This is a genomic window from Rhizobium sp. ZK1, assembly GCF_047782645.1.
Classification (GTDB): domain Bacteria; phylum Pseudomonadota; class Alphaproteobacteria; order Rhizobiales; family Rhizobiaceae; genus Rhizobium.
Map to the genome: position 1 here is coordinate 1,136,076 of NZ_CP180587.1, position 23,590 is coordinate 1,159,665.

Consider the following 23,590-nt stretch of genomic DNA (forward strand, 5'->3'; position numbering starts at 1 on the left):
ATTATTTGGCTCAAACATTTTTGCGTCATTCTCCGATTCCCCGTTAGGCGACACGAGATCTCACATGTCTTCGAGACTGAATCGCAAACTGCAAATGCCCCGCCGCGACGACCTTGGCCTTCTGACAATCGCCAATGGCTCCGGCCTCTCCATATCCGCACTGCCGAACGGCGCGCTCTTTTCCATCGACTATGTCGATAGCCTCGGATCGGTGCAGATCAACCAGATCCAGGGATCGCCGCTTTCCGGCGGCGTGGGGCGTCTTTACCTGCGGATCGGCGGCAAGAAGCCTGCCGTTGCAGAGATCGTCGGGCCTCGGGCGCGAGGTCGCTTCGGGCACGGTGAGACAGGCTTTTCCTGGAGCGGCGATGTCGCAGATGTCCACTATCAGGTGAGCCTTGTGCTTTCTCCCTCCGAGACGACGTGGTTCTGGCGAGTTACGCTGACGCATACCGGCAAGGAGACGCTGCCGGCCGATCTCGTGCTGGTTCAGGATATCGGCCTTGGCGATCGTGGCTTCCTGATGAACAGCGAAGCCTATGCCTCGCAATATGTCGACCACCATATTGCCGAACATCCGGCATTCGGTTTTGTCGTGATGAACAGGCAGAACCTCAAGCAAGGTGGCGGGCGCAATCCATGGCTCGCGCAGGGCTGCCTCGAAGGCGTTGCCGCCTATGCCACCGACGCAATCCAGCTCGTGCAATCGGCCGCCCGGAGCGACGATCTGCTGGTTGGCCCCTTCGGCACGGACCTGCCGTGCCAGCGCCGTCAGCATGAAATGGCCTGCCCAGCACTTCAATCAAAGCCGCTCTCCATATCTGCCGAGGGCGTGACGGCGACTTTCTTCGGCTTGTTCCTTAATGATCATCAGGCGGCATCTGATGATGCCGATCTTTCCCGCCTCGACCATCTGACCACGATCGAAAAGAACGGTTCCAGACCGGCAGAACGAACGCCGCCGCGCAGCATCCTGCAGGATGCCGCGCTTCTTGATGTTGACGCACTCGACGACAAGGCGATCGCCCGCCTCTATCCCGAGCGCATGCTCGAAGAGCGTGTGGATGGAAAGCTCCTCTCCTTTTTCGTGCCCGAGGGTTCACTCAACCGCCACGTCGTACTTCAAGAGAAAGAGCTGCTGGTCGCACGCCGCCACGGCGCGATCGTGCGCAGCGGGCAGAATATGCTGCTCGACGACGCGACACTGGCCTCTACCTGCTGGATGCAGGGCATCTTCGCGGCACAGTTGACGATCGGCAATACCTCCTTCCACAAGCTGTTTTCCGTTTCCCGCGATCCCTATAACCTGACGCGGACCACCGGATTGCGCATCCTGACCGACACAGGCCAGGGCTGGCAGCTTCTCGCTGTTCCCTCTGTCTTCGAAATAGGCCTCAGCGACTGCCGCTGGATCTATCGTCTTGCCGATCGCACCATCACCGTGGCAGCCGCGGCGTCCGGGGAGGATCCCGCGATGCAATGGACGGTCTCCGTCGAGGGCAAGCCCTGCCGGTTCCTCGTCTTCGGCCATCTCGTTCTCGGAGAGCGGGAATATGATACGAGCGGCCATGTCGAATTCGACAATGATGCCAAACGCATTCTCTTCCGTCCGGATCCGCACTGGCTCTGGGGCGAACGCTATCCCGATGCCAGCTACTGGCTGGTGAGCCCGACACCCGATGTCATAGAGGCAATCGGCGGAGATGAGCTTCTCTATGAGGATGGCATTGCCCGCAACGGCGCTTTCATCGCCCTGCGGTCGAAGGAAACACAATCGTTTTCCTTCGCTGTCGTCGGCTCGATGACAGATAAGGCGAAGGCTGAGCGTCTGGCCGAACGCTACGCAAGCGGCGTAACGCAGGAAGCGATGCTGACACCGGCATCGCGCTTCTGGCAGCACACCATCCGCGGCCTGACGCTGGACAAGCCCAAAGCCGAGGTTCAAGCGCATGCGGCAATGCTGCCATGGCTGGCGCATGATGCGATCGTGCATCTGAGTGTGCCCCATGGGCTCGAACAATATACCGGGGCAGCCTGGGGTACGCGTGACGCCTGCCAGGGGCCGATTGAATTCCTGCTTGCCTACGAGCACGATAGCGAAGCCAAGGAAGTGGTGAAGACGGTCTTCAGCGAACAGTTTCTCGAAAAGGGCGACTGGCCGCAATGGTTCATGCTGGAGCCCTATTCCAACATCCGCTCCGGCGACAGCCATGGCGATATCGTCGTCTGGCCGCTGAAGGCGCTCTGCGACTATATCGAAGCGACCGGAGACCTTGCCATCCTCGATGAAAAAGTCTCCTGGCGCGATGACAAGACCATGGGCAAGGCACCGGCCGATACGATCGCCGTGCATGTCGACAAGCTTCTCGAGACCGTTCGCGAGCGTTTCATCCCCGGCACGCATCTGATCCGCTATGGCGAGGGCGACTGGAACGATTCCCTGCAGCCGGCCGATCCGCATCTGCGCGACTGGATGGTGAGCAGCTGGACCGTTTCCCTGCTCTTTGAGCAGCTCGTGCGCTATTCCGCCATCCTGCGCCGCATCGGCCAGGGCGCGAACGCAACCGCCTTGCGCAAGATCGCCAGCGCGATGCGGCGCGACTTCAACAAGCACCTGATCCGCGATGGGGTCGTTGCCGGCTACGGCATCTTCGATCCCGCCCACGATGGCGTCGAACTGTTGCTGCATCCTGATGACCAACGCACGGGGCTGCACTACTCGCTGATCTCGATGACGCAGGCGATGCTCGGCAAGCTCTTCACGCCGGAGCAGCGGCAACAGCACATGAAGCTGATCGAGAAACATTTGCTCTTCCCGGACGGCGTGCGCCTGATGGAGAGGCCCGCGACATATGCCGGCGGCCCGGAAACGCTGTTCCGGCGCGCGGAATCCTCGTCCTTCTTCGGCCGCGAGATCGGCCTCATGTATGTGCATGCGCATCTGCGCTACTGCGAAACGCTTGCTATTGCCGAGGACGCAAAGGCCCTCTGGAAGACGATCGGCGTCGCCAACCCGATCGCTGTCACGGACGCCCTGCCGCATGCGTCACTGCGCCAGCGCAACACCTACTTCAGCAGCAGCGACGCCGCTTTCCCTGATCGTTATCGGGCGACGAGCGACTGGGATCAGGTCAAGAAGGGCGAGATCGACGTCGATGGCGGCTGGCGCATCTATTCCAGCGGCCCGGGCCTCTTTACCCGGAGCTTCGTCGAAAACATCCTCGGCTTCAAACGCCACTTTGGACGCCGCAAGCGTGTACCGCTGCTGCCGTCTTCCGCATCGATCACAATCAAGACGGATCATGCACCCTGGCGCCGGCTGAAGGCTCCGTCGAAGGCACCGAAACGCTAGAATTCGATCGATATTGCCCTATGAGTTATGTGCGGCAGGCCTTATCGGCCTGCCGTTATCTTTCGTGCGACTGCGCAACGGGAGAATGTCTGTCAAACATGTCAATTGGCGCTCCGACAGACGCGCTTATAGTTTGACGCGCGTGCGAAAGCGGGCGAGCCCGTTCATAATCATTCGTTATATTCCAGTGCCTTATGCGCATTCTGTTTGTTTATCGATAAAAAGACTTGTTCGCAGAAAAATAGATGATAACGTTTCAATTAAATTGAATGCATGACGGCAATAGTCAACGTTTGGGAGGACGTGGCATGACCAGCAGCAGTAAATTTAGCCCCAAAATTCGTCGCCGCACGCTGCTCGCGGGAGCAGGAAGCACCGCCCTATTGGCCATGACCGGGGCGACACGGGCACAGGACGCAGTGAGTGGTGAACTCGTCGTTCTAAACTGGCTCGGCGGCTCAGAACTCGACATGATGCATTCGATCCGGAAGGCCTTTCTGGCGAAATACCCCAATGTGACGATCCGCGAAGTCGCCATCACTGGCCAGGGTGACATGCGCGGCGGCATCCGCACCGCGCTGATGGGCGGCGAGGTCGTCGACGTGCTCTTCAACACATGGCCGGCCTTCCGCAAGGAACTTGTCGATGCCGGCATGCTCCGGCCCATCGACGACCAGTGGAAATCCTTCGGTTGGGACAAGCTCGTCAGCCAGTCGTGGAAGGATCTCGGCGCCATCGACGGCAAGACTTACGGCCTGACCTATACGTTCGGCGACCGCTCCGGAATCTGGTACAAGAAGGAGCATCTCGCCAAGGCCGGTATTGCCGAACCGCCGAAGACCTGGGACGAATTTGTCGCCTCCTTCGCGAAGCTTACAAAGGCGGGCTATGCCGCCCCGATCGCGATCCCCGGCAAATACTGGGCGCATGCTGAATGGTTTGAAACCCTGTTGCTCAGAACCGCAGGTGTGGAGACGGCGGCGAAGCTTGGCGCTCATGAAATCCCGTGGACCGATCCAGCTGTGAAGACAGCGCTGACAAAGTACGCCGAGATGCTGACGTCCGGCTGCTGCGGGGCGCCGAACACCATGCTTGCCAACGACTGGGACGGCGAGGCCGATCAGGTCTTCCAGGCCAATGCCAAGAACTATCTGCTGATCGGCATGTGGATGAACAATCGCGCCAAGAACGACTACAAACTCACCGAAGGCAAGGATTACGGTCTGTTCCAGTTCCCGTCTCTCGGCATGGGCCATGACGATACATCGAGCGTCGACGCCAAGGAGTTGCTGGTGACGACGAACGGCCCCAATCCCAAGGCGGCAGATGCCTTCCTCGATTTCTGGACGAGTGCCGAGGCCGCCAACATTCTCGCCAAGGCCGGTTATGCCTCGCCAAGCAGCAACGTCGATGCTTCGCTCTATGGCGAAGTACAGAAAGTGGCGACGCAGGCCGTTGCAAGCTCGAAGCTGCAATTCGTGCTCGGCGACCTTCTGCCGGGCGATCTCGTCGACGAGTATCGCGTTCAGCTTCAGAAATTCCTGCAGGATCCGTCCGATGCCAATATCGATACGGTTCTTGCCGCTATCGAGACCAAGGCCAAGGGTTCCTACTGATGGCTGATACCTCCGCTTCCCCGGTGCGGGAAGCGGCGGGCGTGATGCAGGGTTCTCCGCTGGCGGCTGGCACCAAAAGCCGTCGGCGTCTGCTCAGGGACACGCCCGCCGCACTGATCCTGATTGCGCCTGTTATCGTGCTGTTTGCGATTGCCGTGATCTATCCACTGGCAGAAACGATCCGGCTGAGCTTCTGGGATATCCAGGGGCTCAGAAAGCCTGTTTTCATCGGCTTCGGCAATTATGTGCGTCTCTTTGCCGACGCGGCCTTCCGCAACACGCTGCTGACAACCTTGATCTTCACCATAGGCACGACCGTGATCTCGGTAACGATCGGTTGGGTTCTGGCGATGCTGTGTGCTTTCGCACCACGGCAGACCCTGCCCTTCCGCGTGATGATCTTCGCTGCCTTCGGCATTTCGGAAGCGGTGTCCGGTTATATGTGGATCGGCATCTATCGGCCGGATGCGGGTGGCCTGCTCAATTCGTTCATCCAGCTTCTGGGCTTTCCCGGCTTCGCGCATGCCTGGCTGGGCGATGCCAATACTGCCCTCTGGGCTCTGATTATTGCGGCCTCCTGGAGCGGTGTCGGCCTGCCCCTGATGCTGATCTTCGCCGCCATTCAGGCAATACCGAAATCCGTGCTCGAAGCCGCCTACATGGATGGCGCCAAACCGGTCTCGACCATGCGGCACATCATGATGCCACTGTCGATGCCGGGTGTACGCGTCGCCGTCTTCATCAACCTGCTCACGGCACTGCGCGCCTTCGACATCATCTATATTCTCACCGGCGGCGGGCCGGTGCGCTCCACGGAAACCGTCGGCTACTTCATGTATCGGGAATCCATGACCCAGTTCAAGCTGGGCTATGGGGCTGCCGCCACCGTCATCCTGCTCCTTGCGGTTCTCATCGTTTCGATCCCGGCCATCATCCAGCGAACGGCAGGTGCGAAATGATCGGAAAGGCTCCCCGCTGGATTATCGTCGTCGTCGGCATCGTCGCCTTCATCTGGGTGATCCCGATCATCGGCATCGTCGTTACCTCGTTGCGCCCGCCCGAGGGTGTCTCGCTCGGCTGGTGGCGCTTCGATCATTTCGATCTTACGCTGGATGCCTGGCGCCGCGTCTGGGACAAATATCCGCTCGCAGACTCCATGTGGGTCACGATGAAGACGGCTTGCATTGCGACGGCGCTGACCATGCTGCTGACGCCGGCTGCCGCCTATGCCTTCCACTTCCTGACATTTCCCTTCCGCCGAGTTTTATTGATCATCATCATCAATGCATTCGTGTTGCCGCAGCAGGTCGTTATCATTCCGCTCTTCACGCTCTGGCGCGATATGGGGCTGATCGACAACATCCTCTCTGTGCTCATCCCCTATGTCGGGCTGTCATTCGCCTGGTCGATCTTCCTCGTCAAAAACTTCTTCGAGGATTTCCCTAGGGAATTGGTGGAAGCCGCCAAGATTGACGGCTGCGGGCCGCTCGCAACCTTCCGCCATGTGGTGCTGCCGAACAGCCTGTCACCGATCTTCGCCGTCGGCATCCTGCAGTTCCTGTGGACATGGAATGCGCTCCTGCTGCCCATGCTCTTTCTGCGCAGCGATGTACCCCTTCCCGTGCTGCTCGCCCGCATTTCCGGCAGCTACGAGATCAACTGGGACCTGAGATCGGTGGCGGCCATCCTCACCACCATCGTCCCCCTGCTTGTCTTCCTCATTTTCCAACGTCAGTTCGCCGCCGGTTCGCAGACACGCACCGGCGCAAAGGAATAGGACCATGCCCAAGACCACGAACAAGCCGCTACGCTACCGCCAGATCCATCTCGATTTTCATACGTCGGAACATATCCCCGGGATCGGCGCCGATTTCGATCCGGATGCCTTCGTCTCGACGTTGAAGGCGGCCCATGTCGATTCCATCACCATCTTCGCCAAGTGCCATCACGGCTGGTCCTATTATCCAACCAAGGTCGGCAAGCCGCATCCGAAACTTGCCCGCCCGGACCTGCTCGGCGACATGGTGAAGGCGCTGGCGGCGGCTGATATCGAAAGCCCTATCTATATTTCCGTACAATGGGACGAGCTGACGGCCCGCGAACATCCCGAATGGCGTGCAATGAGCGCCTCGAACCGCTACCACCACGACCGGCCGGCCGATCCCTCCGCCGGCAAGCAGCTTAGCCCCGCCTGGCATACGCTCTGCCTCAACCATGCAGGCCTGCGGCACTATATTCTCGAACAGGCGCGCGAGGTGGCGCAGAGCTATCCGACACAGGGGCTCTTCTTCGATATCATTCTGACACCTGACTGCGTCTGCCCGGCCTGCGTCGAACGCATGCTGTGCGAGGGCCTAGACCCTGAAGATCCGGCCGACCGCCTGAAGAATGACGAGGCCGTCAACGAGCAGTTCCGTCGCGAGACCAGCGAGGCGTTGTTTGCGGAATTTCCAGGCCTGCGCGTCTTCTACAATTGCGGTCACATCCACAAGCAGGGACCGGAACGCTTCTCGACCTATTCGCATCTCGAGCTCGAAAGCCTGCCGACCGGTGGCTGGGGCTACGACCACTTCCCTTCGAGCGCGCGCTACGCGGCCACATTGGGCATGGATTTCCTCGCCCATACCGGCAAGTTCCATACGTCCTGGGGCGAATTTGGCGGCTTCAAACATCCGGATGCGCTGGAATATGAATGCGCCCAGATGATTGCGCTCGGCTCCAAATGCCTGGTCGGCGACCAGCTTCATCCGAATGGCGCGATCAATCCCGACACCTATGCGTCGATCGCACCGGCCTATCACCGCGTCGAAAAGCTCGAACCCTTCCTGGAAGGAGCAAAACAGATCTCCGAGATCGCCATCCTCTCGGCAGAACATATGAACCCCAGGGGAGCACGCAATCATCCAAGCGATGATGGTGCCGCGCAGATGCTGCAGGAGTTGAAACGCCCCTTCGATGTCCTCGATATATCGGGCCGCTTTGAACAATATCGCCTGCTTATCCTGCCCGACGAGATCCCCGTCGATACGGCGCTCGCCGGACGTCTGAAGTCGTATTTGGCCGGCGGCGGCAAGATCATCGCCTCCTGGCATTCCGGGCTCGACGAGAACGGTAAATTCGCTATTGATTTCGGCATCGAAAGGGGCGTGGCACCCGTCGCTTTCAAGCCGAGCTATGTAAGGGCGGGCAAAGACCTCGACGCCTCCATGCCGGAAACGGCTTTCGTCTTTTACGACGACGCGGAAACCGTCCACTCGGTCGGTGCGACTGTTCTGGCAGGTATCTTTCCATCCTACTTCAATCGCTCCTACAAACATTTCTGCTCGCATCAGCATGCGCCCGACGACACAAATGCCGAGACGATCGGTGCTGCGGTGACCGAAAACAAGGGTGCGGCCTACATTGCCTACCCGATTTTCCGGCTCTATCGGGCGATGGGACAGCCGCTCTACAAATACGTCGTTCGCGGGCTACTCGACCGGCTCGTTCCCAACCCGGCAATGGTGACCGACCTGCCGTCGTCCGGTCGGGCAACGCTGACGCGCCAGATCGAACATCACCGTCATATCCTGCATTTGCTCTATGGTCCGCCGCAGATCCGCGGCAAGGACGTGCGCGGCGATGACGGCTCGACCCGCGTGATGGAGATGATCGAGGACATTCCGGCGATCGGCCCGATCAATGCCACGGTGCGCCTGCCGGCAAAACCCAAGCGCGTCTTCGATGCGATGACGGGTGAGGATCTGGCGTGGAATGCCGGCGACGACGGCGCTATCAGCATCACGGTGCCGCGGCTGCGCATTCATAGCGCCGTCGTCTTCGAAGGCGCCTGATGCAGATCGAGGCCAGGGAGCCGTCGGACTTTGCGCATGCTGCCCGCAATACTGGTGGGCGGCGGAGTGCTGGGCTATACGACGGAAAGGCGCCTTACCGGGCGCCATTTCCCGGGAATGAGTGCAGGAGCCTGCTCGAAATGCGACAAACGGACCAGACGGCAGGAAAGAGGCGCGGAGCGACGATCATCGACGTCGCCAAGGTGGCGAATGTCGCTGTTGGTACCGTGTCCCGGTATCTCAACGGCCAGACGATCCGTCGCTCCAACCGGGAGCAGATCGAGAGGGCGATCCAGGACCTCGGTTACCGGCGCAACGCCGCTGCCGCCTCGATCCGCACCGACCTTACCCATATGATCGGCTTCCTGGTGCCGACCTTCGACGAATTCCATGCCCGCATGCTGGAGCATCTCGCCCATTCGGTGCGCCAGACCGGCCGAGCACTTCTGACCTACTGCCACGGCGGCGATCCGCGTGTGGTTGCGGAAGCCCTGGATTTCTTCGCAGCGCAGCGCGTCGATGCGCTGGTGATGGACGGTACGGCGGAAGTCTACGACCGCGTTGACGACCTGATCCACCATGACATTCCGATCATCTTCTACAACAACGACGTCCGTGGGCTGGCAGCAGACCGGGTGATGGTGGAGAACCATCGCGCGAGCTACCGCATCGTCAGCCACCTCATCGATCTCGGCCACACCCGCATCGGAATCCTGACGGGCGATCCGCGCAATTCCTCCGGCATCGAGCGGCTGGCAGGTTATGAACAGGCGCTGCGTGACCGGGGCATAACGATCGATCCGACACTGGCGGCCCGCGGCAACTGGCGTATGGATGGCGGTTATGAGGCGACCAAGCGGTTGATGTCGCTCGAAAATCCGCCCACAGCGATCTTTTCGGCCAACTACGGCATGGCAGTCGGAGGGCTGAGTTGGCTGAAGGAGAACGGCCGGCATGTGCCCGAGGATATTTCGCTTGCGAGCTTCGACGATGTGGCAATCTTCCGGCTCTATGAAGCCGGCATCACCGCCGTCGCCCAACCGGTGGCAAGCATCGCAGAAACCATCACGGACATTCTTGTGGAACGCCTGACGGAACCGTTGGGAGGAGCGACGCGCAGCGTCGTACTCGAATGCGACATCATTTTGCGGGGCTCGACGCGACGGATCACCTGACGCGTTCTGCCCGCCAGGCGGTTAAAGGGAGGAAGCTTTGGCCAGCGTAGAATTGCATGATATCGACAAGTCCTACGGCAGCTTTCAGGCGATCGAGGGGCTTAACCTGAGCGTGGACGATGGCTCATTCACGGTCTTCGTCGGTCCCTCCGGCTGCGGAAAATCGACGCTTCTACGCATGATCGCCGGCCTGGAAAGGATCACCGCCGGCGACCTCACGATCGGCGGACGACGCATGAACGAAGCAGATCCGATAGAACGCGGCGTCGCCATGGTCTTCCAGAACTATGCGCTCTATCCGCATATGACAGTCGAACAGAATATCGGCTTCTCGCTGCGCATGGCCGGCATGGGCAAGGCCGATATCGACAAGAGCGTTGCCGCCGCTGCCGCGACCTTGCAGATCGAGCCGCTGCTCAAGCGCAAGCCCGCTCAACTCTCCGGTGGCCAGCGCCAGCGCGTCGCGATCGGCCGGGCGATCGTCCGCAACCCGGCCGTTTTCCTGTTTGACGAACCGCTGTCGAACCTCGATGCGGAACTGCGCGTCTCCATGCGCGTCGAGATCGCCAAGCTGCATCGGCGCATCGGCGCAACGATGATCTATGTCACCCACGACCAGACCGAAGCGATGACGCTCGCCGACAAGATCGTCGTCATGCGCGCCGGCAAGATCGAGCAGGCGGGCACGCCGGACGCGCTCTATAACGATCCGGACAATTTCTTCGTCGCCGGTTTCATCGGCTCGCCGCGCATGAATTTCCTTGATGGCACGCTCGGTGCGGATGGGGTGATCAGGCTCGATTGCGGCACGGTTTTCAGAGCGGGCATCGTCAGCATGGGTAAGGAAATGCCGGTCAAGGTCGGTATCCGCCCGGAGCATTTCACGGGGCATGATGAAGGCGGCGGCGCGATCGACGTCAAGGTCGATGTGGTGGAAAACCTCGGCGGAACCCGTTTCATCTATGGCACGCTCACCTCAGGCCAATCGGTGATCGTCGAGGACCGCTCGGAGAGGGCTCTGCGCCCCGGCGAAACGGTAAGCGCCGGCTTTTCGGCCAGGAAAGCGCTGCTCTTCAGTGTCGACGGTAAGCGCGTGCGCGATATCAAGCCGGCCAACAGCATTCCCGCAGAATGACCATGGCGGACAATCTTCTCTGGTACGACACGCCGGCCCGGCTCTGGACGGACGCACTGCCGCTCGGCAACGGCCGGCTCGGCGCCATGGTGTTTGGCGATCCCATTTCAGAAAGGCTGCAGATCAATGAATCCACATTCTGGGCAGGTGGCCCTTACCGGCCGGTCAATCCCGATGCCTACGGCCATCTCGGAAAAGTACGTGAGCTGATATTCGCCGGGCACTATGCGCAAGCGGAAGCAATGGCCGAAGAACATCTGATGGCCCAGCCGATCAAGCAGATGTCCTACCAGCCGATCGGCGATCTCCTAATTGATTTCCCGCATTCAAGGACCGTCACCAACTATCGCCGCACGCTTGATCTCGACGCAGCAATCGCGATGACCTCTTATGTCGCCGATGGCACGACCTTCTTTCGCGAAGCCTTCGTTTCCGCGCTCGACGGTGTGCTTGTGTTGCGCCTTTCGGCCGATCGACCCCGCTCCATTAAATGCCGGATATCGCTCGACAGCCCGCAACAAGGCCAACTGGTCGGAGGACGAGCCTCGCAACTGACCTTCTCCGGTACCGGCAAGGCCGAATGGGGCATTGCCGGTGCCCTGCGCTTCGCCCTTGGCATCCGAGTGATCAACAAGGGAGGAATGCTGGGCCTCTCCAATGGCATCTCCGTAGACGATGCCGACGAGCTTGTGATCCTGCTCGATGCAGCGACGAGTTTCCGACGTTATGACGATGTCTCGGGCGATCCGGACGGCACCATCTCGGCGCGTCTTTCAAAGGCCTCTGCGCGCAGCCACGAGATCATGCGTCGGGACCATATGGCGGAACATCAAAAGCTGTTCCGTTCCTTCGCCATCGATCTCGGCACGACGCCGGCCGCCATCGAGACCACCGATCGCCGCATTGCGGGTTTTGCCGGGGGACGTGATCCCGCACTTGCCGCCCTCTATGTCCAGTTCGGCCGCTATCTGATGATCGCCTCTTCGCGCCCCGGCACACAACCCGCCAACCTGCAGGGCATCTGGAACGATGAAACCGATCCGCCCTGGGGCAGCAAATATACGGCCAACATCAATCTGCAGATGAACTACTGGCTGCCGGCTCCGGCCAACCTGCCGGAATGCATCGAACCGCTTGTCGCAATGGCGGAAGAGCTTGCCGAAACTGGCCGCGAGACGGCGCAGGTGCATTATCGCGCCCGTGGCTGGGTCATGCACCACAACACTGATCTCTGGCGCGCGACCGGACCGATCGACGGTGCCAAATGGGGCCTGTGGCCGACCGGCGGCGCCTGGCTCATGGCCCAACTGCTCGATCTTGCGGACTATCTTGATGATGCCGATGGCCTGCGCCGGCGGCTCTTTCCGCTTGCCAAGGGGGCTGCGGAGTTTGTCTTCGATGTGCTTGTGCCGCTTCCGGGCACGGACTATCTGGTGACGAACCCCTCGCTTTCACCTGAGAATGTCCACCGGCACGGCGCCTCGCTCTGTGCGGGGCCAACCATGGATAACCAGATCATCCGGGATTTTCTCAATCTGCTTCGGCCCGTCGCCATCTCAATCGGCGGCGAGGATGCGCTCGTCTCGGAGATCGACCGCATACTGCCCCGCCTGCCGCCCGACAGGATCGGCTCGGCGGGCCAGTTGCAGGAATGGCTGGAAGACTGGGACCTGCAGGCGCCGGAGATGCACCACCGCCATGTCTCGCATCTCTACGGCCTCTATCCAAGCTGGCAGATCGACATGGACAAGACACCGGAGCTTGCCGCGGCCGCCCGCCGTTCGCTGGAAATCCGCGGTGACGATGCTACGGGCTGGGGTATCGGCTGGCGCATCAATCTCTGGGCGCGGCTACGCGACGGCGATCATGCGCTCGATGTGATCAAGCTGCTCATCAGCCCCGAGCGAACCTACACCAATCTCTTCGACGCCCACCCACCCTTCCAGATCGATGGCAATTTCGGTGGGGCAGCCGGCATCCTCGAAATGCTGGTGCAGTCGCGCCCAGGCGAAATTCACCTGCTCCCAGCCTTGCCCAAGGCATGGCCGCGCGGCAGGATCCGCGGTCTGCGCTTGCGTGGCGGCATGCTGCTCGATCTCGACTGGGAGAACAGCAGGCCGGTGAAGATCGGCCTCACGGCATCCCGCAATGTGGGCACGGTTCTTTGCTTCGGTGAGGCGAGACATAAGATCGACCTCACCGTCGGAGAGAGTTTCGCCGACGGAAGCGTTCTTTTTTAAAGGACAGCTTACGGCTTATCTCTGGCGATATTCATCATGCTCGAACTCATAGGGCAGTTCCAGCTTGAGCTCGCGGACATGCGGCAGAATGGGGTCGGCATATAGACGCTCCAGTGAGCGATCAGCCGGCGGTTCCCGACCTCGCTCAGCTGACAATCGAATGTATTGGAGGAATATCGCGAGCTGATCGCCTGCATCAAGGCACAGGATGTCGAAGAGCCGCTCAGGCCGTCGCCAAACATGTCCGGGGCTCCGGCCGTCACATCATTGAGCGTATGCGCGTATCGCGCCACGCCAAGCCTGGATCAGGCTAATATACTGGCTGATTTCCAGGGCTGGTTGCGCGCAGTCGTTGATCTTGCCCGACTGCCCAGAATTCGCTTGAGGCGCGCTTGACAAAACAGGAGTGCCTGTATTTTATTCAAGCCTGCGGATTAGGCAGAGAGCCCCGCATTTTTACATGACTTCGATAGTCGCTGGGCAGTTTCGCCCCATGACGGCCCCGTCGCTGACGGGACGCCCTCATGGGGTTTTTGGTTTTTTGGCTTACAAATGAATGATGCTTTGAAAATCGGCATTCTTTACTCGACCACGGGTCCATACGGCTCGATGGGGCGGGATGCACGCGACGGCGCGGAATTCGCAATCGCCGAATTTGCCGCAGCGAGCGGCTGTTCGGTCGAACCGGTTTTCTTCGATCCGCAGGCCGATCTTGCTGCCTATCTAGAGGGCGCCCGGCATCTATTACGCGCCGGTTGCCGCCACATCGTCGGCACGATCACCTCCGCCGCCCGCAAGGAAGTCATCCCGCTGATCGAGAAGCATGACGGTTTGCTGTGGTACATGTGCCCCTACGAAGGTTTCGAGGCAAACGAGAACGTCATCTACGTCGGCGGCTGCCCGAACCAGCATCTGCTGCCGCTCTTCGAACATCTGATCCCGCGTTATGGCAACCGTCCCTACCTCGTCGGCGCCAACTATGTCTGGGGCTGGGAGATGAACCGGCTCGCCCGCGAACTGACTGCCAATGCAGGCGGAGAAGTGCTCGGCGAACGCTACCTGCCGCTCGAAGAGACCGCGGTCGAGCGCATCGTCTCCGATATCGAGCAGCGCCGCCCGAGCTTCATCCTAAACAATCTGATCGGCCCATCGAGCTATGCCTTCCATGAGGCAATCCGTCGGCTTGCCGATCGAGATGCCGCCTTCCGGCCTGAAAACTGCCCTGTCGTCAGTTGCGACCTGATGGAGTGTGAGCTTGACGATATCGCGCCGGGCGCTGCGATCGGCCAGCTTTGTGCAGCTTCCTACTTTGACAACGTTGCGACCTCCGAGAATACCGATTTCAAGCAGCGCATCGTCGCTCATTATGGCGCGCCTCGCCGCGTCTCGAGCGTCTTTGCCAGCGCCTACACGGCTATGCGTCTCTGCGTCGATGCGATTGTGGCTGCCGGTGGGGACGAACCTTCCGCCGTGCGTCGGGAACTCCACGGCAAGAGCTGGGCGACCCCCTTCGGCGCGCTCAACATCGACCAGGAGACGAACCACGCCGCCCTGCCCTTCCATCTCGGCCGCATCAATACCCAGAACGGTTTCGATGTGATCGCGTCCCGCCCGCCTCTTGCCGCAGATCCCTATTTGACCGGCCGCAATAAGCCGGCTTTGCCGAAATTGCGGGTAGTATCATGAAGGAGACACCCAATTTCACCGGTTGGCATGCCGTCGTCCTGCATCGTGAGGACGGCAATACGGAAAAGCTGATACGCCAGCTCCGGCTTCTCGGCCTCTCAGCCACCCTGCAATGGGCGCCGCTTTCTGCAGCAAGCGTGCCCGACATCGTCATCGTCGATGCCGACCAGGGGTTTGACGATCTCATGCCATGGAGTGGCAGCACCCCGACATGCCCCGTCGTTGCGCTGCTCGGTTCGGAAGCGCCGGGTCGCATTGCCTGGGCGCTTGCTCAGGGAGCCGGCGCGATCGTCGCCAAGCCGATTGCCGCCTCTGCCGTCTATCCGGCCCTCGTCATGGCCGTCTCCATTCATCAGGAGCGCAAGAGCGCGGCTGAACGCCTGCAATATCTCGAAGAGCGCGTGCGCCTGCGTCCGCTCGTCCATGCCGCCGTCGAAAAACTGATGCAGGCGCATGGGGTGGATGAGGAACGCGCCTATTCGATCCTGCGCAACTGCGCCATGCGTCGCCGCCTGCCGATGGAACAGATCTCCGCCTTCATCATCGGCGGCATAGAACCCCTGCCGGAGGCCGGTTGATGCGTGTGATCAAAGCCATGCTGCGGCAGCCCACAGCCCTTTTCGGCCTCATCATTGTGCTGGTCGTCATCGCCCTTGCGGTGGCCGCACCCTGGGTCGCCCCATTCAACCCCGATGAGCAGATGTTCGACGGCCTGTCGCTGGAAGGCGCGCCGCTGCCGCCGGGCGGCCCCTATCTGCTCGGGACGGATACGCTCGGCCGCGATCTCTTTTCGCGCATGCTCTTCGGTGCGCGGACCTCACTCGTCATCGGCCTTGTCGCCAATGGCATCGCGGTGGCGATCGGCCTCTTCATCGGCATCCTCGCAGGTTACATGCGCGGTCTGGTCAGCAATATCCTCATGCGCTTCACCGATCTGATGATGGCCTTCCCCGCTTTGCTGCTGGCGATCGTGCTCGCCGCGCTGCTGCGGCCGAGCCTCTGGATCGTCGCCATGGTGATTGCACTCGTCAATTGGGTGCAGGTCGCCCGTATCGTCTATACGGAGACACGCGGGCTCGTGGAGCGCGACTTCATCATGGCCGAGCGCTCCCTCGGTGCCGGCCATATGCGTGTGCTCTTCCTGCATATCCTGCCGCATCTCGTTCCAACGGCAATTGTCTGGGGCACGCTTGGCATCGCAACGACCGTCCTGCTTGAAGCAACCCTTTCCTTCCTCGGCATCGGCGTGCAGCCGCCGCAGCCGTCCTGGGGCAACATCATCTTTGAAAGCCAGAGCTACTTTCAGGCCGCCCCCTGGCTGGTCTTCTTCCCCGGCGCAATCATCCTCTTGACGGCGCTCTCCTTCAATCTTGTCGGAGATGCGCTGCGCGATATTATCGATCCGACTCAGCGCGGGAGAGGCTGATGGTCTTCCTCACTCTCCGTCGGCTGGTACAGGCTGCCCTCATTCTTCTCGGCGTTGCCGCCATCACTTTCGTCTTACTCTATGCACTGCCGGCCGATCCGGCGCGCATGATCGCCGGTCGCAGCGCCACGGCGCAGACGGTCGCAAACATTCGTCACGAACTCGGCCTCGACCAGCCACTTCTGGTGCAGTTCGGCACCTATCTCGCCAATCTCGTGCACGGCAATCTCGGTCGTTCCTACGCACAGAAGACCGAGGTCTGGACGCTGATCATCGCTCGCCTGCCGGCAACATTGGTGCTGATGCTCACCGGCATCCTGGTGGAAGTGATACTCGGGCTGGCGCTCGGCACGATCGCTGCCGTGCGCCGCGGTGGGTTCGTTGACAGGCTCGTCATGATGGCTTCCTTCGTCGGCGTTTCGGCGCCGCAATTTGTCGTCGCCCTGCTCCTTCTTTATGTCTTTGCCGTAACGCTCGGATGGCTGCCCATGAGTGGTTATGGCACATTCGCCCATGTCGTGCTGCCAGCTTCCACCCTCGGCGTCCTCGGCGCCGGCTGGTATGCGCGCATGGTGCGATCGGCCATGATCGACGTGCTCAATCAGGACTATGTCCGCACCGCCCGCGCCAAGGGCTTGTCCTCGCACCGCATCATCTTCCGCCACGCCCTGCCGAACGCCATCCTGCCGATCATCGCCATGATCGGCATCGATATCGGCCAGTTCATGGGTGGCGTGGTCGTCGTCGAGGCCGTCTACGGCTGGCCGGGCATCGGCCAGCTCGCCTGGCAGGCAATCCAGCAGGTCGACATACCGATCATCATGGGCGTCACGCTGACGTCGGCACTCGCCATCGTCATCGGCAATCTGCTTGCCGATCTCGTGGCCCCATTCATCGATCCACGCATCCGCACACGTTGACAGCAACCAAAGAAGGGGAACCCTAATGTTCAAACGCTGGCTTCGACCCACGACCATGGCAGCGATGGTGGCGCTCGCGCCGCTCGCCGCCATGGCACAGGAAACGCCCAAACAGGGCGGCGATATTGTCGTCACCTATAAGGACGATATCACCACGCTCGACCCGGCCATCGGCTATGACTGGGTCAACTGGTCGATGATCAAGAGCCTTTATTCCCGCCTGATGGACTACGAGCCGGGCACGCCGAACCTCGTTCCGTCGCTTGCCGAGAGCTTTACCGTTTCGCCTGACGGCCTCACCTATACATTCAAGCTGCGCAAGGGCGTGAAGTTTTCGAACGGTCGCGAAGTTGTCGCTTCGGACGTGAAGTACTCGATCGAGCGGGCCGTCAATCCGAAGACCCAGGGACCGGGTGCAGGCTTCTTCGGCGCTATCAAGGGCTTCGATGATGAGACAGGCGGCAAGACCGAGACACTCTCGGGCATCGAAACGCCCGACGACGGCACGGTGATTTTCCACCTCTCGCGTCCCGACGCGACCTTTCTGCATGTTCTCGCCATCAACTTCGCATCGGTCGTGCCGAAGGAAGCCGTGGATGCCGCTGGCGGCGATTTCGGCAAAAAGCCTGTCGGCTCCGGCACCTTCGTCTTGAAGGACTGGACGATCGGCCAGCAGCTCGTTTTCGAGCGCAACAAGGATTACTTTGTCAAGGATATGCCGCATATCGACAGCTTCAAGGTCGAAGTGGGCCAGGAGCCGCTGGTCGCGCTGCTGCGCCTGCAGAAGGGTGAAGTCGATATCGCTGGCGACGGCATCCCGCCAGCGAAATTCCTGGAAATCAAGAACTCCGCCGACGGCCCGCAGATGATCGTCGATGGTGAACAGCTTCACACCGGCTACATCACCCTGAACACCAAGGTGAAGCCTTTCGACAATGTGAAGGTGCGCCAGGCTGTCAATATGGCCATCAATAAGGAACGCGTCACCCGCATCCTGAACGGCCGCGCCACCCCTGCCAACCAGCCGCTGCCGCCGCTGATCCCCGGCTACGACAAGTCCTTCACCGGCTATGCCTATGATGTCGCCAAAGCCAAGGCGCTGCTCGCCGAAGCAGGCTTCCCGGATGGCTTTGAAACAGTTCTCTACTCGACCAACACTGATCCGCAGCCGCGTATCGCCCAGGCGATCCAGCAGGATCTCGCCGCCATCGGCGTCAAGGCCGAAATTCGTGCTCTCGCACAGGCCAATGTCATCTCGGCCGGCGGCACGGAAGGCGAGGCGCCGATGATCTGGTCGGGCGGCATGGCCTGGATTGCCGACTTCCCGGATCCGTCGAACTTCTACGGCCCGATCCTTGGTTGTGCCGGCGCGGTTCAGGGCGGTTGGAACTGGTCCTGGTACTGCAACGCCGATCTCGACAAGCGTGCTGTAGCGGCCGACTCCATGTCCGATCCGGCAAAGTCCGCAGAACGCACCGCTGCCTGGGGCAAAATCTTCACCGATATCATGACCGATGCGCCGTGGGTTCCCGTCATCAACGAACGCCGCGTCGTCGCCAAGTCGCTGCGCATGGGCGGCGCCGACAACATCTACATCGATCCGACGCGCGTCATCAATTACGACGCGATCTATGTGAAGCAATAAGCCTTAAGGAAACAATGCCTTCCCGGTTCCGCCGGGAAGGCATCATAAAATCGAGGGAGACACCTTATGTGCATTGCCTGCACCCACACGATTCACCGCGCCCAGCATAATTTCGGCTGGAACAAGGATTTCGCACCCGCCGTCGTCGCCAAACCCGGCGAGACCATTCATTTCGAATGCCTGGATTCCTCCGGTGGCCAGCTCGGCGGCGATGCAACGCTGGATACGCTGAACAATCTGGATTTCGGCAAAATCAATCCAGTTTCCGGCCCCGTCTATGTCGAGGGCGCCAAGCCCGGCGATGCGCTGAAGGTAACATTGCGCAAGTTCATTCCCTCGGGCACCGGCTGGACGGCGAATATTCCGGGCTTCGGCCTGCTTGCCGAACAGTTCAAGGATCCTGCGCTGCACGTCTGGTCCTATGACGCCAACAGCATGACGCCAGCGCTTTATGGCCCCGGCGGCCGTGTGCCACTCAAACCCTTTGCCGGCACGATCGGCGTTGCCCCTGCCGAACCCGGCACGCATTCCGTCGTGCCGCCGCGCCGCGTCGGCGGCAACATGGATATCCGTGACCTGACGGCTGGCGTCACTCTTTATCTACCAATCGAGGTTGAGGGCGCGCTCTTTTCCATCGGCGACACACACGCCGCCCAGGGTGACGGCGAGGTCTGCGGTACGGCGATCGAAAGCCAGATGAATGTCGAGGCAACGATCGAGCTCGTCAAGGATGCACGCCTGCAGACGCCTCGCTTTACGACGACAGAACCTGTCACCCGCCATCTCGACGGCGCCGGCTACGAAGTCACCACCGGCATCGGCCCCGATCTGATGACAAGCGCGCGTGAAAGCGTGATGCGCATGATCGATCTTCTGACGGCGGCGCACGGAATGAGCGCAGTGGACGCCTATCTGCTCTGCTCGGTCTGCGGCGATCTGCGCATCAGCGAAATCGTCGACATGCCAAACTGGGTCGTTTCCTTCTACTTCCCGAGGATCGTATTCGCGTGATTGAAGCCATGCCCGCCGCGCCCGTACTCAGCGTTCGCAATCTTAATGTCGATGCGCGAACGCCCGAGGGCCGCAAACCGGTTCTGAAAGATATCAGCTTCGATCTCGCCAGCGGCGAAACACTCTGCCTGGCCGGGGAATCCGGCTCGGGCAAGTCGGTGACGTCGCTGTCGGTCATGGGATTGCTGCCGAAGACCTCGCTCCAGGTTTCCTCCGGCAGCATCATGCTCGGCGAGCGCAATCTGCTGAAACTTTCCGACCGGGCCATGCGCAGCGTGCGCGGCGGCGATATCGCCATGGTCTTCCAGGAACCGATGACGTCGCTCAACCCTGTCATGTCGATCGGCGCGCAGTTGACGGAAGCGATCCGCGAACATCAAGGCAGCGAAAATGCCGAGACGACCGCGCTGCGGATGCTCGATGCCGTTCAGATCACCGATCCGGCCCGGCGGCTGAAGCAATATCCACATGAGCTCTCGGGCGGCATGCGTCAGCGCGTGATGATCGCCATGGCGCTGTCCTGCCGTCCCAAAGTGCTGATCGCCGATGAGCCGACGACGGCGCTCGACGTGACGGTGCAGGCGCAGATCCTCAAACTCATGCGCGAGCTGAAGTCGGAATTCGGCACCTCGATCATCCTGATCACCCACGACATGGGCGTCGTCGCCGAGATGGCCGACCGCGTCATCATCATGCAGAATGGCGGTATCGTCGAGCAAGGCCCGGCAATCGCTATTTTCCGTGCACCGCGCCAGACCTATACACAGCAGCTGCTCTCGGCCGTGCCGCGCCTTGGTGCCTTTGCCGGCACAGATAGTCCGCCGCGCATCACGTCACGCAGCGTCGAAACCCTGCATCCCGACCGCACCCCGGTGCTGAATGTGCGTGGCCTCAATGTCACCTATGGCAGTGCGGCAAGCCTGCTCTTTAAGGGCAAGGCACCGGCTGCAGCCGTCAGCGACGTCTCCTTCGATATCCTGCCGGGCGAAACGCTCGGTCTCGTCGGCGAAAGCGGATCGGGAAAATCGACGACCGGCAAAGCGGTGCTCGGCCTCATCCCCTTCACGGGCGATGTGATCATCGACGGCCGTAATATCGCAAGCCTCAGCCATCGCGCAATGCAGCCGATACGCCGCACTGCGCAGATGATCTTCCAGGATCCCTATGCTTCACTCGACCCGCGGATGGCGGTCGGCGCAGCGATCGCCGAACCGCTGGTCATCCATGGCATTGCCAACAAGTCCGAACGCCGGGACAGGGTCGCAGAACTCCTGCGCCGCGTCGGCCTGACGGCGGATGCCGCCACGCGCTATCCGCATGAATTTTCCGGTGGCCAGCGCCAACGCATCTGCATTGCCCGCGCCCTCGCGCTCGAGCCGAAACTGATCGTCGCCGACGAAAGCGTTGCCGCACTCGACGTGTCGGTGCGCGCCCGCGTGCTCGACCTCATGCTGGAACTGCAGGAAAGCATGGGGCTCTCCTACCTCTTCATCTCGCATGACATGGCGGTTGTCGAGCGCATGTCCCATAAGGTTGCCGTCATGCGCAGCGGCAAGATCGTTGAAACCGGCACCCGCCGCCAAATCTTCGAACACCCTCTAGAAGACTACACAAAGGCCCTGATGGCCGCAGTGCCAATTCCTGACCCGGAGGCACGGCGCGTACAGGTCTAAGTTTCCTAGACGCGGAACAGAAACGCCTCCTTTGGAGTCGTGCGTGTTGGTAAGGCTCGCCTCGGCGGGCTGCGAATCATCGCTCAGAATCGCATTACGGCACGGTCGAATGGCGGCACCGCCTGCCAGCCAATGCCTATCTTCCAGCCGCATTTTCTCACGGCAGCCCGTCCAGATGGGCAAATAAAGGCTCGCCGCAGCGGGATATTCGATGAATTCAGCGTTCAGCGACAACCACCCTTGCCCCATTTGCGCTCGGCCAATCCGGCTAAGTCGTCCTAATATAGCAATATTTCGCCATTCTACTTTACCTCTCGTTAATACCCGTCCAAGGGGTGTTGTACTTCTGTCACACACATGGCGGTTTAGTTAGAATTCGCTGCAAAATGAGAGCATTCATTGTTGAGCCCTCCCGTCTTTCGGTTATTTTAGGCCTTACCGAATTGATCGGGCTTTAATTGGAGGGGACGTTCTTTCGTGGAACGCACTCGAACTTAGGAGATTGGCTTTCCATGAACATTCGTATGATGTTGCTTGGTTCTGCAGCTGCCCTCATCGCTGCACCGGCATTCGCAGCAGACGCAATCGTTGCTGCCGAGCCGGAACCGGTTGAATACGTTCGCGTCTGCGACGCTTACGGCACCGGCTACTTCTACATCCCGGGCACGGAAACCTGCCTGAAGATCGAAGGTTACATCCGTTTCCAGGTTAACGTTGGCGAAAACCAGGGCGGTAACAACGATTCTGACTGGGATGCTGTAACCCGCGGTCAGGTTCAGTTCACGGCCAAGAGCGACACCGAATACGGTCCGCTCACCGGCGTGATCGTTATCCAGGCAAACGCCGACAACGCGACGGATCAGGACACGATCCTCGACTCCGCTTACCTCGACGTCGCGGGCTTCCGCGCTGGTCTCTTCTACTCCTGGTGGGACGATGGTCTCTCCGGCGAAACGGACGACATCGGTTCCGTCGTAACGCTGCATAACTCGATCCGTTATCAGTACGAAACCGGCACCTTCTACGCCGGCATCAGCGTCGACGAACTGGAAGACGGCGTCTACCAGGGTGACGTGGATCCCGTCACCGGCGACCTCGTTGCGAACGACGGACCGAACAATGTCGGCGTTGCCTTCGGCATCGGCGGCACGGCTGGCGCCTTCAGCTACCAGATCACCGGCGGCTGGGACTTCGACAACGAAGACGGCGCAATCCGCGCCATGGGTACGGCTGAACTCGGCCCGGGCACGCTCGGCCTCGCTGTCGTCTACTCCAGCGGCCCGAACTCCTACTACTCGACGGCTGAATGGGCAGTTGCTGCCGAATACGCCATCAAGGCAACGGACAAGCTGAAGATCACCCCCGGCGTTCAGTACTACGGCAACTACATCGGCGGCGCCAGCGCGTTCGACACCGTTCCGAGCGATTACGACGGTACCGGCGATGCCTGGAAGGCTGGTCTGACGGTTGATTATCAGATCGTCGACAACTTCTACGCCAAGGCTTCGGTCCAGTACCTGGATCCGGAAGATGGCGACGACTCCACGACGGGTTACTTCCGCCTGCAGCGTTCGTTCTAATCTGACCATTGAAGACCCCGGGATCGCATCTCGGGGTTTTTCATCACGAGCTTCTGGTTTGGTGACCTCCAATTCAGAAGAAAGAGGTCGGTCCGGTTCCCTGCCGGATCGGCCTCGCCCATCGATACAGAATTCCACTCCTGTAGATGGTATTGGCTCGCCCTCACCCTGAGGGCGAGCTTTTTACTTGACGGGACTGGATTGTCCGACGGACGAGGTCTCTGTCGGCGGCTGAGAGTCTGAAGAACCCAGCCGCCGATTTCCTGCAGAAAAAACTGCAGCCGGTAAGCGTAACGAT

General features: G+C 60.6%; 16 protein-coding genes. All 16 read left to right on the top strand.

All coding sequences use genetic code 11. From position 1 onward, the window contains the following. Positions 1–64 precede the first annotated feature (64 nt). The 16 genes from ACK9YZ_RS27815 (at position 65) to ACK9YZ_RS27890 (ending at position 23,292) form a co-directional block, all read left to right on the top strand. Positions 65–3,352: a GH36-type glycosyl hydrolase domain-containing protein gene (locus ACK9YZ_RS27815; RefSeq protein WP_416066846.1), complete on the top strand. Its 3,288-nt coding sequence runs from the start codon at positions 65–67 to the stop codon at positions 3,350–3,352. A gap of 308 nt (positions 3,353–3,660) precedes the next feature. Next, positions 3,661–4,968 carry an ABC transporter substrate-binding protein gene (locus tag ACK9YZ_RS27820; RefSeq protein WP_416066847.1) on the top strand — a complete coding sequence of 436 codons (1,308 nt, stop codon included), beginning with the start codon at positions 3,661–3,663 and terminating at the stop codon, positions 4,966–4,968. Then, complete coding sequence (locus ACK9YZ_RS27825) at positions 4,968–5,927, top strand: carbohydrate ABC transporter permease (protein ID WP_416066848.1); 960 nt, start codon at positions 4,968–4,970, stop codon at positions 5,925–5,927. The genes ACK9YZ_RS27820 and ACK9YZ_RS27825 overlap by 1 nt, the downstream gene beginning before the upstream one ends. Next, positions 5,924–6,745, top strand: coding sequence for a carbohydrate ABC transporter permease (locus ACK9YZ_RS27830; protein WP_416066849.1), 822 nt, complete (start codon positions 5,924–5,926; stop codon positions 6,743–6,745). The genes ACK9YZ_RS27825 and ACK9YZ_RS27830 overlap by 4 nt, the downstream gene beginning before the upstream one ends. Positions 6,746–6,749: 4 nt before the next feature. Further along, positions 6,750–8,801 (top strand): alpha-L-fucosidase, encoded by a 2,052-nt coding sequence (locus tag ACK9YZ_RS27835; RefSeq protein WP_416066850.1) that lies wholly within the window; start codon positions 6,750–6,752, stop codon positions 8,799–8,801. A gap of 140 nt (positions 8,802–8,941) precedes the next feature. Then, complete coding sequence (locus ACK9YZ_RS27840) at positions 8,942–9,976, top strand: LacI family DNA-binding transcriptional regulator (protein ID WP_416066851.1); 1,035 nt, start codon at positions 8,942–8,944, stop codon at positions 9,974–9,976. A 37-nt stretch (positions 9,977–10,013) separates the two neighbouring features. Further along, positions 10,014–11,111 (top strand): ABC transporter ATP-binding protein, encoded by a 1,098-nt coding sequence (locus tag ACK9YZ_RS27845; protein WP_216760456.1) that lies wholly within the window; start codon positions 10,014–10,016, stop codon positions 11,109–11,111. A 2-nt stretch (positions 11,112–11,113) separates the two neighbouring features. Further along, the gene (locus ACK9YZ_RS27850) at positions 11,114–13,351 is read left to right on the top strand and encodes a glycosyl hydrolase family 95 catalytic domain-containing protein (protein ID WP_416066852.1); all 2,238 of its coding nucleotides are present in this window, start codon (positions 11,114–11,116) and stop codon (positions 13,349–13,351) included. Positions 13,352–13,903: 552 nt separating this feature from the next. Next, positions 13,904–15,037, top strand: a complete 1,134-nt coding sequence (locus ACK9YZ_RS27855) for a transporter substrate-binding protein (protein WP_216760454.1) — start codon at positions 13,904–13,906, stop codon at positions 15,035–15,037. Then, positions 15,034–15,615 carry an ANTAR domain-containing response regulator gene (locus ACK9YZ_RS27860; RefSeq protein ID WP_216760453.1) on the top strand — a complete coding sequence of 194 codons (582 nt, stop codon included), beginning with the start codon at positions 15,034–15,036 and terminating at the stop codon, positions 15,613–15,615. Before ACK9YZ_RS27855 ends, ACK9YZ_RS27860 begins: the two co-directional genes overlap by 4 nt. Continuing rightward, positions 15,615–16,463, top strand: coding sequence for an ABC transporter permease (locus ACK9YZ_RS27865; RefSeq protein WP_216760452.1), 849 nt, complete (start codon positions 15,615–15,617; stop codon positions 16,461–16,463). Before ACK9YZ_RS27860 ends, ACK9YZ_RS27865 begins: the two co-directional genes overlap by 1 nt. Then, positions 16,463–17,383, top strand: coding sequence for an ABC transporter permease (locus tag ACK9YZ_RS27870; RefSeq protein ID WP_416066853.1), 921 nt, complete (start codon positions 16,463–16,465; stop codon positions 17,381–17,383). The genes ACK9YZ_RS27865 and ACK9YZ_RS27870 overlap by 1 nt, the downstream gene beginning before the upstream one ends. A gap of 25 nt (positions 17,384–17,408) precedes the next feature. Beyond that, positions 17,409–19,028: an ABC transporter substrate-binding protein gene (locus ACK9YZ_RS27875; RefSeq protein WP_416066854.1), complete on the top strand. Its 1,620-nt coding sequence runs from the start codon at positions 17,409–17,411 to the stop codon at positions 19,026–19,028. A gap of 66 nt (positions 19,029–19,094) precedes the next feature. Next, positions 19,095–20,039 carry an acetamidase/formamidase family protein gene (locus tag ACK9YZ_RS27880; RefSeq protein ID WP_416066855.1) on the top strand — a complete coding sequence of 315 codons (945 nt, stop codon included), beginning with the start codon at positions 19,095–19,097 and terminating at the stop codon, positions 20,037–20,039. After that, positions 20,036–21,712: an ABC transporter ATP-binding protein gene (locus ACK9YZ_RS27885; RefSeq protein ID WP_416066856.1), complete on the top strand. Its 1,677-nt coding sequence runs from the start codon at positions 20,036–20,038 to the stop codon at positions 21,710–21,712. Before ACK9YZ_RS27880 ends, ACK9YZ_RS27885 begins: the two co-directional genes overlap by 4 nt. Before the next feature lie 512 nt (positions 21,713–22,224). Continuing rightward, complete coding sequence (locus ACK9YZ_RS27890) at positions 22,225–23,292, top strand: porin (RefSeq protein ID WP_416066857.1); 1,068 nt, start codon at positions 22,225–22,227, stop codon at positions 23,290–23,292. Positions 23,293–23,590: the final 298 nt, after the last annotated feature.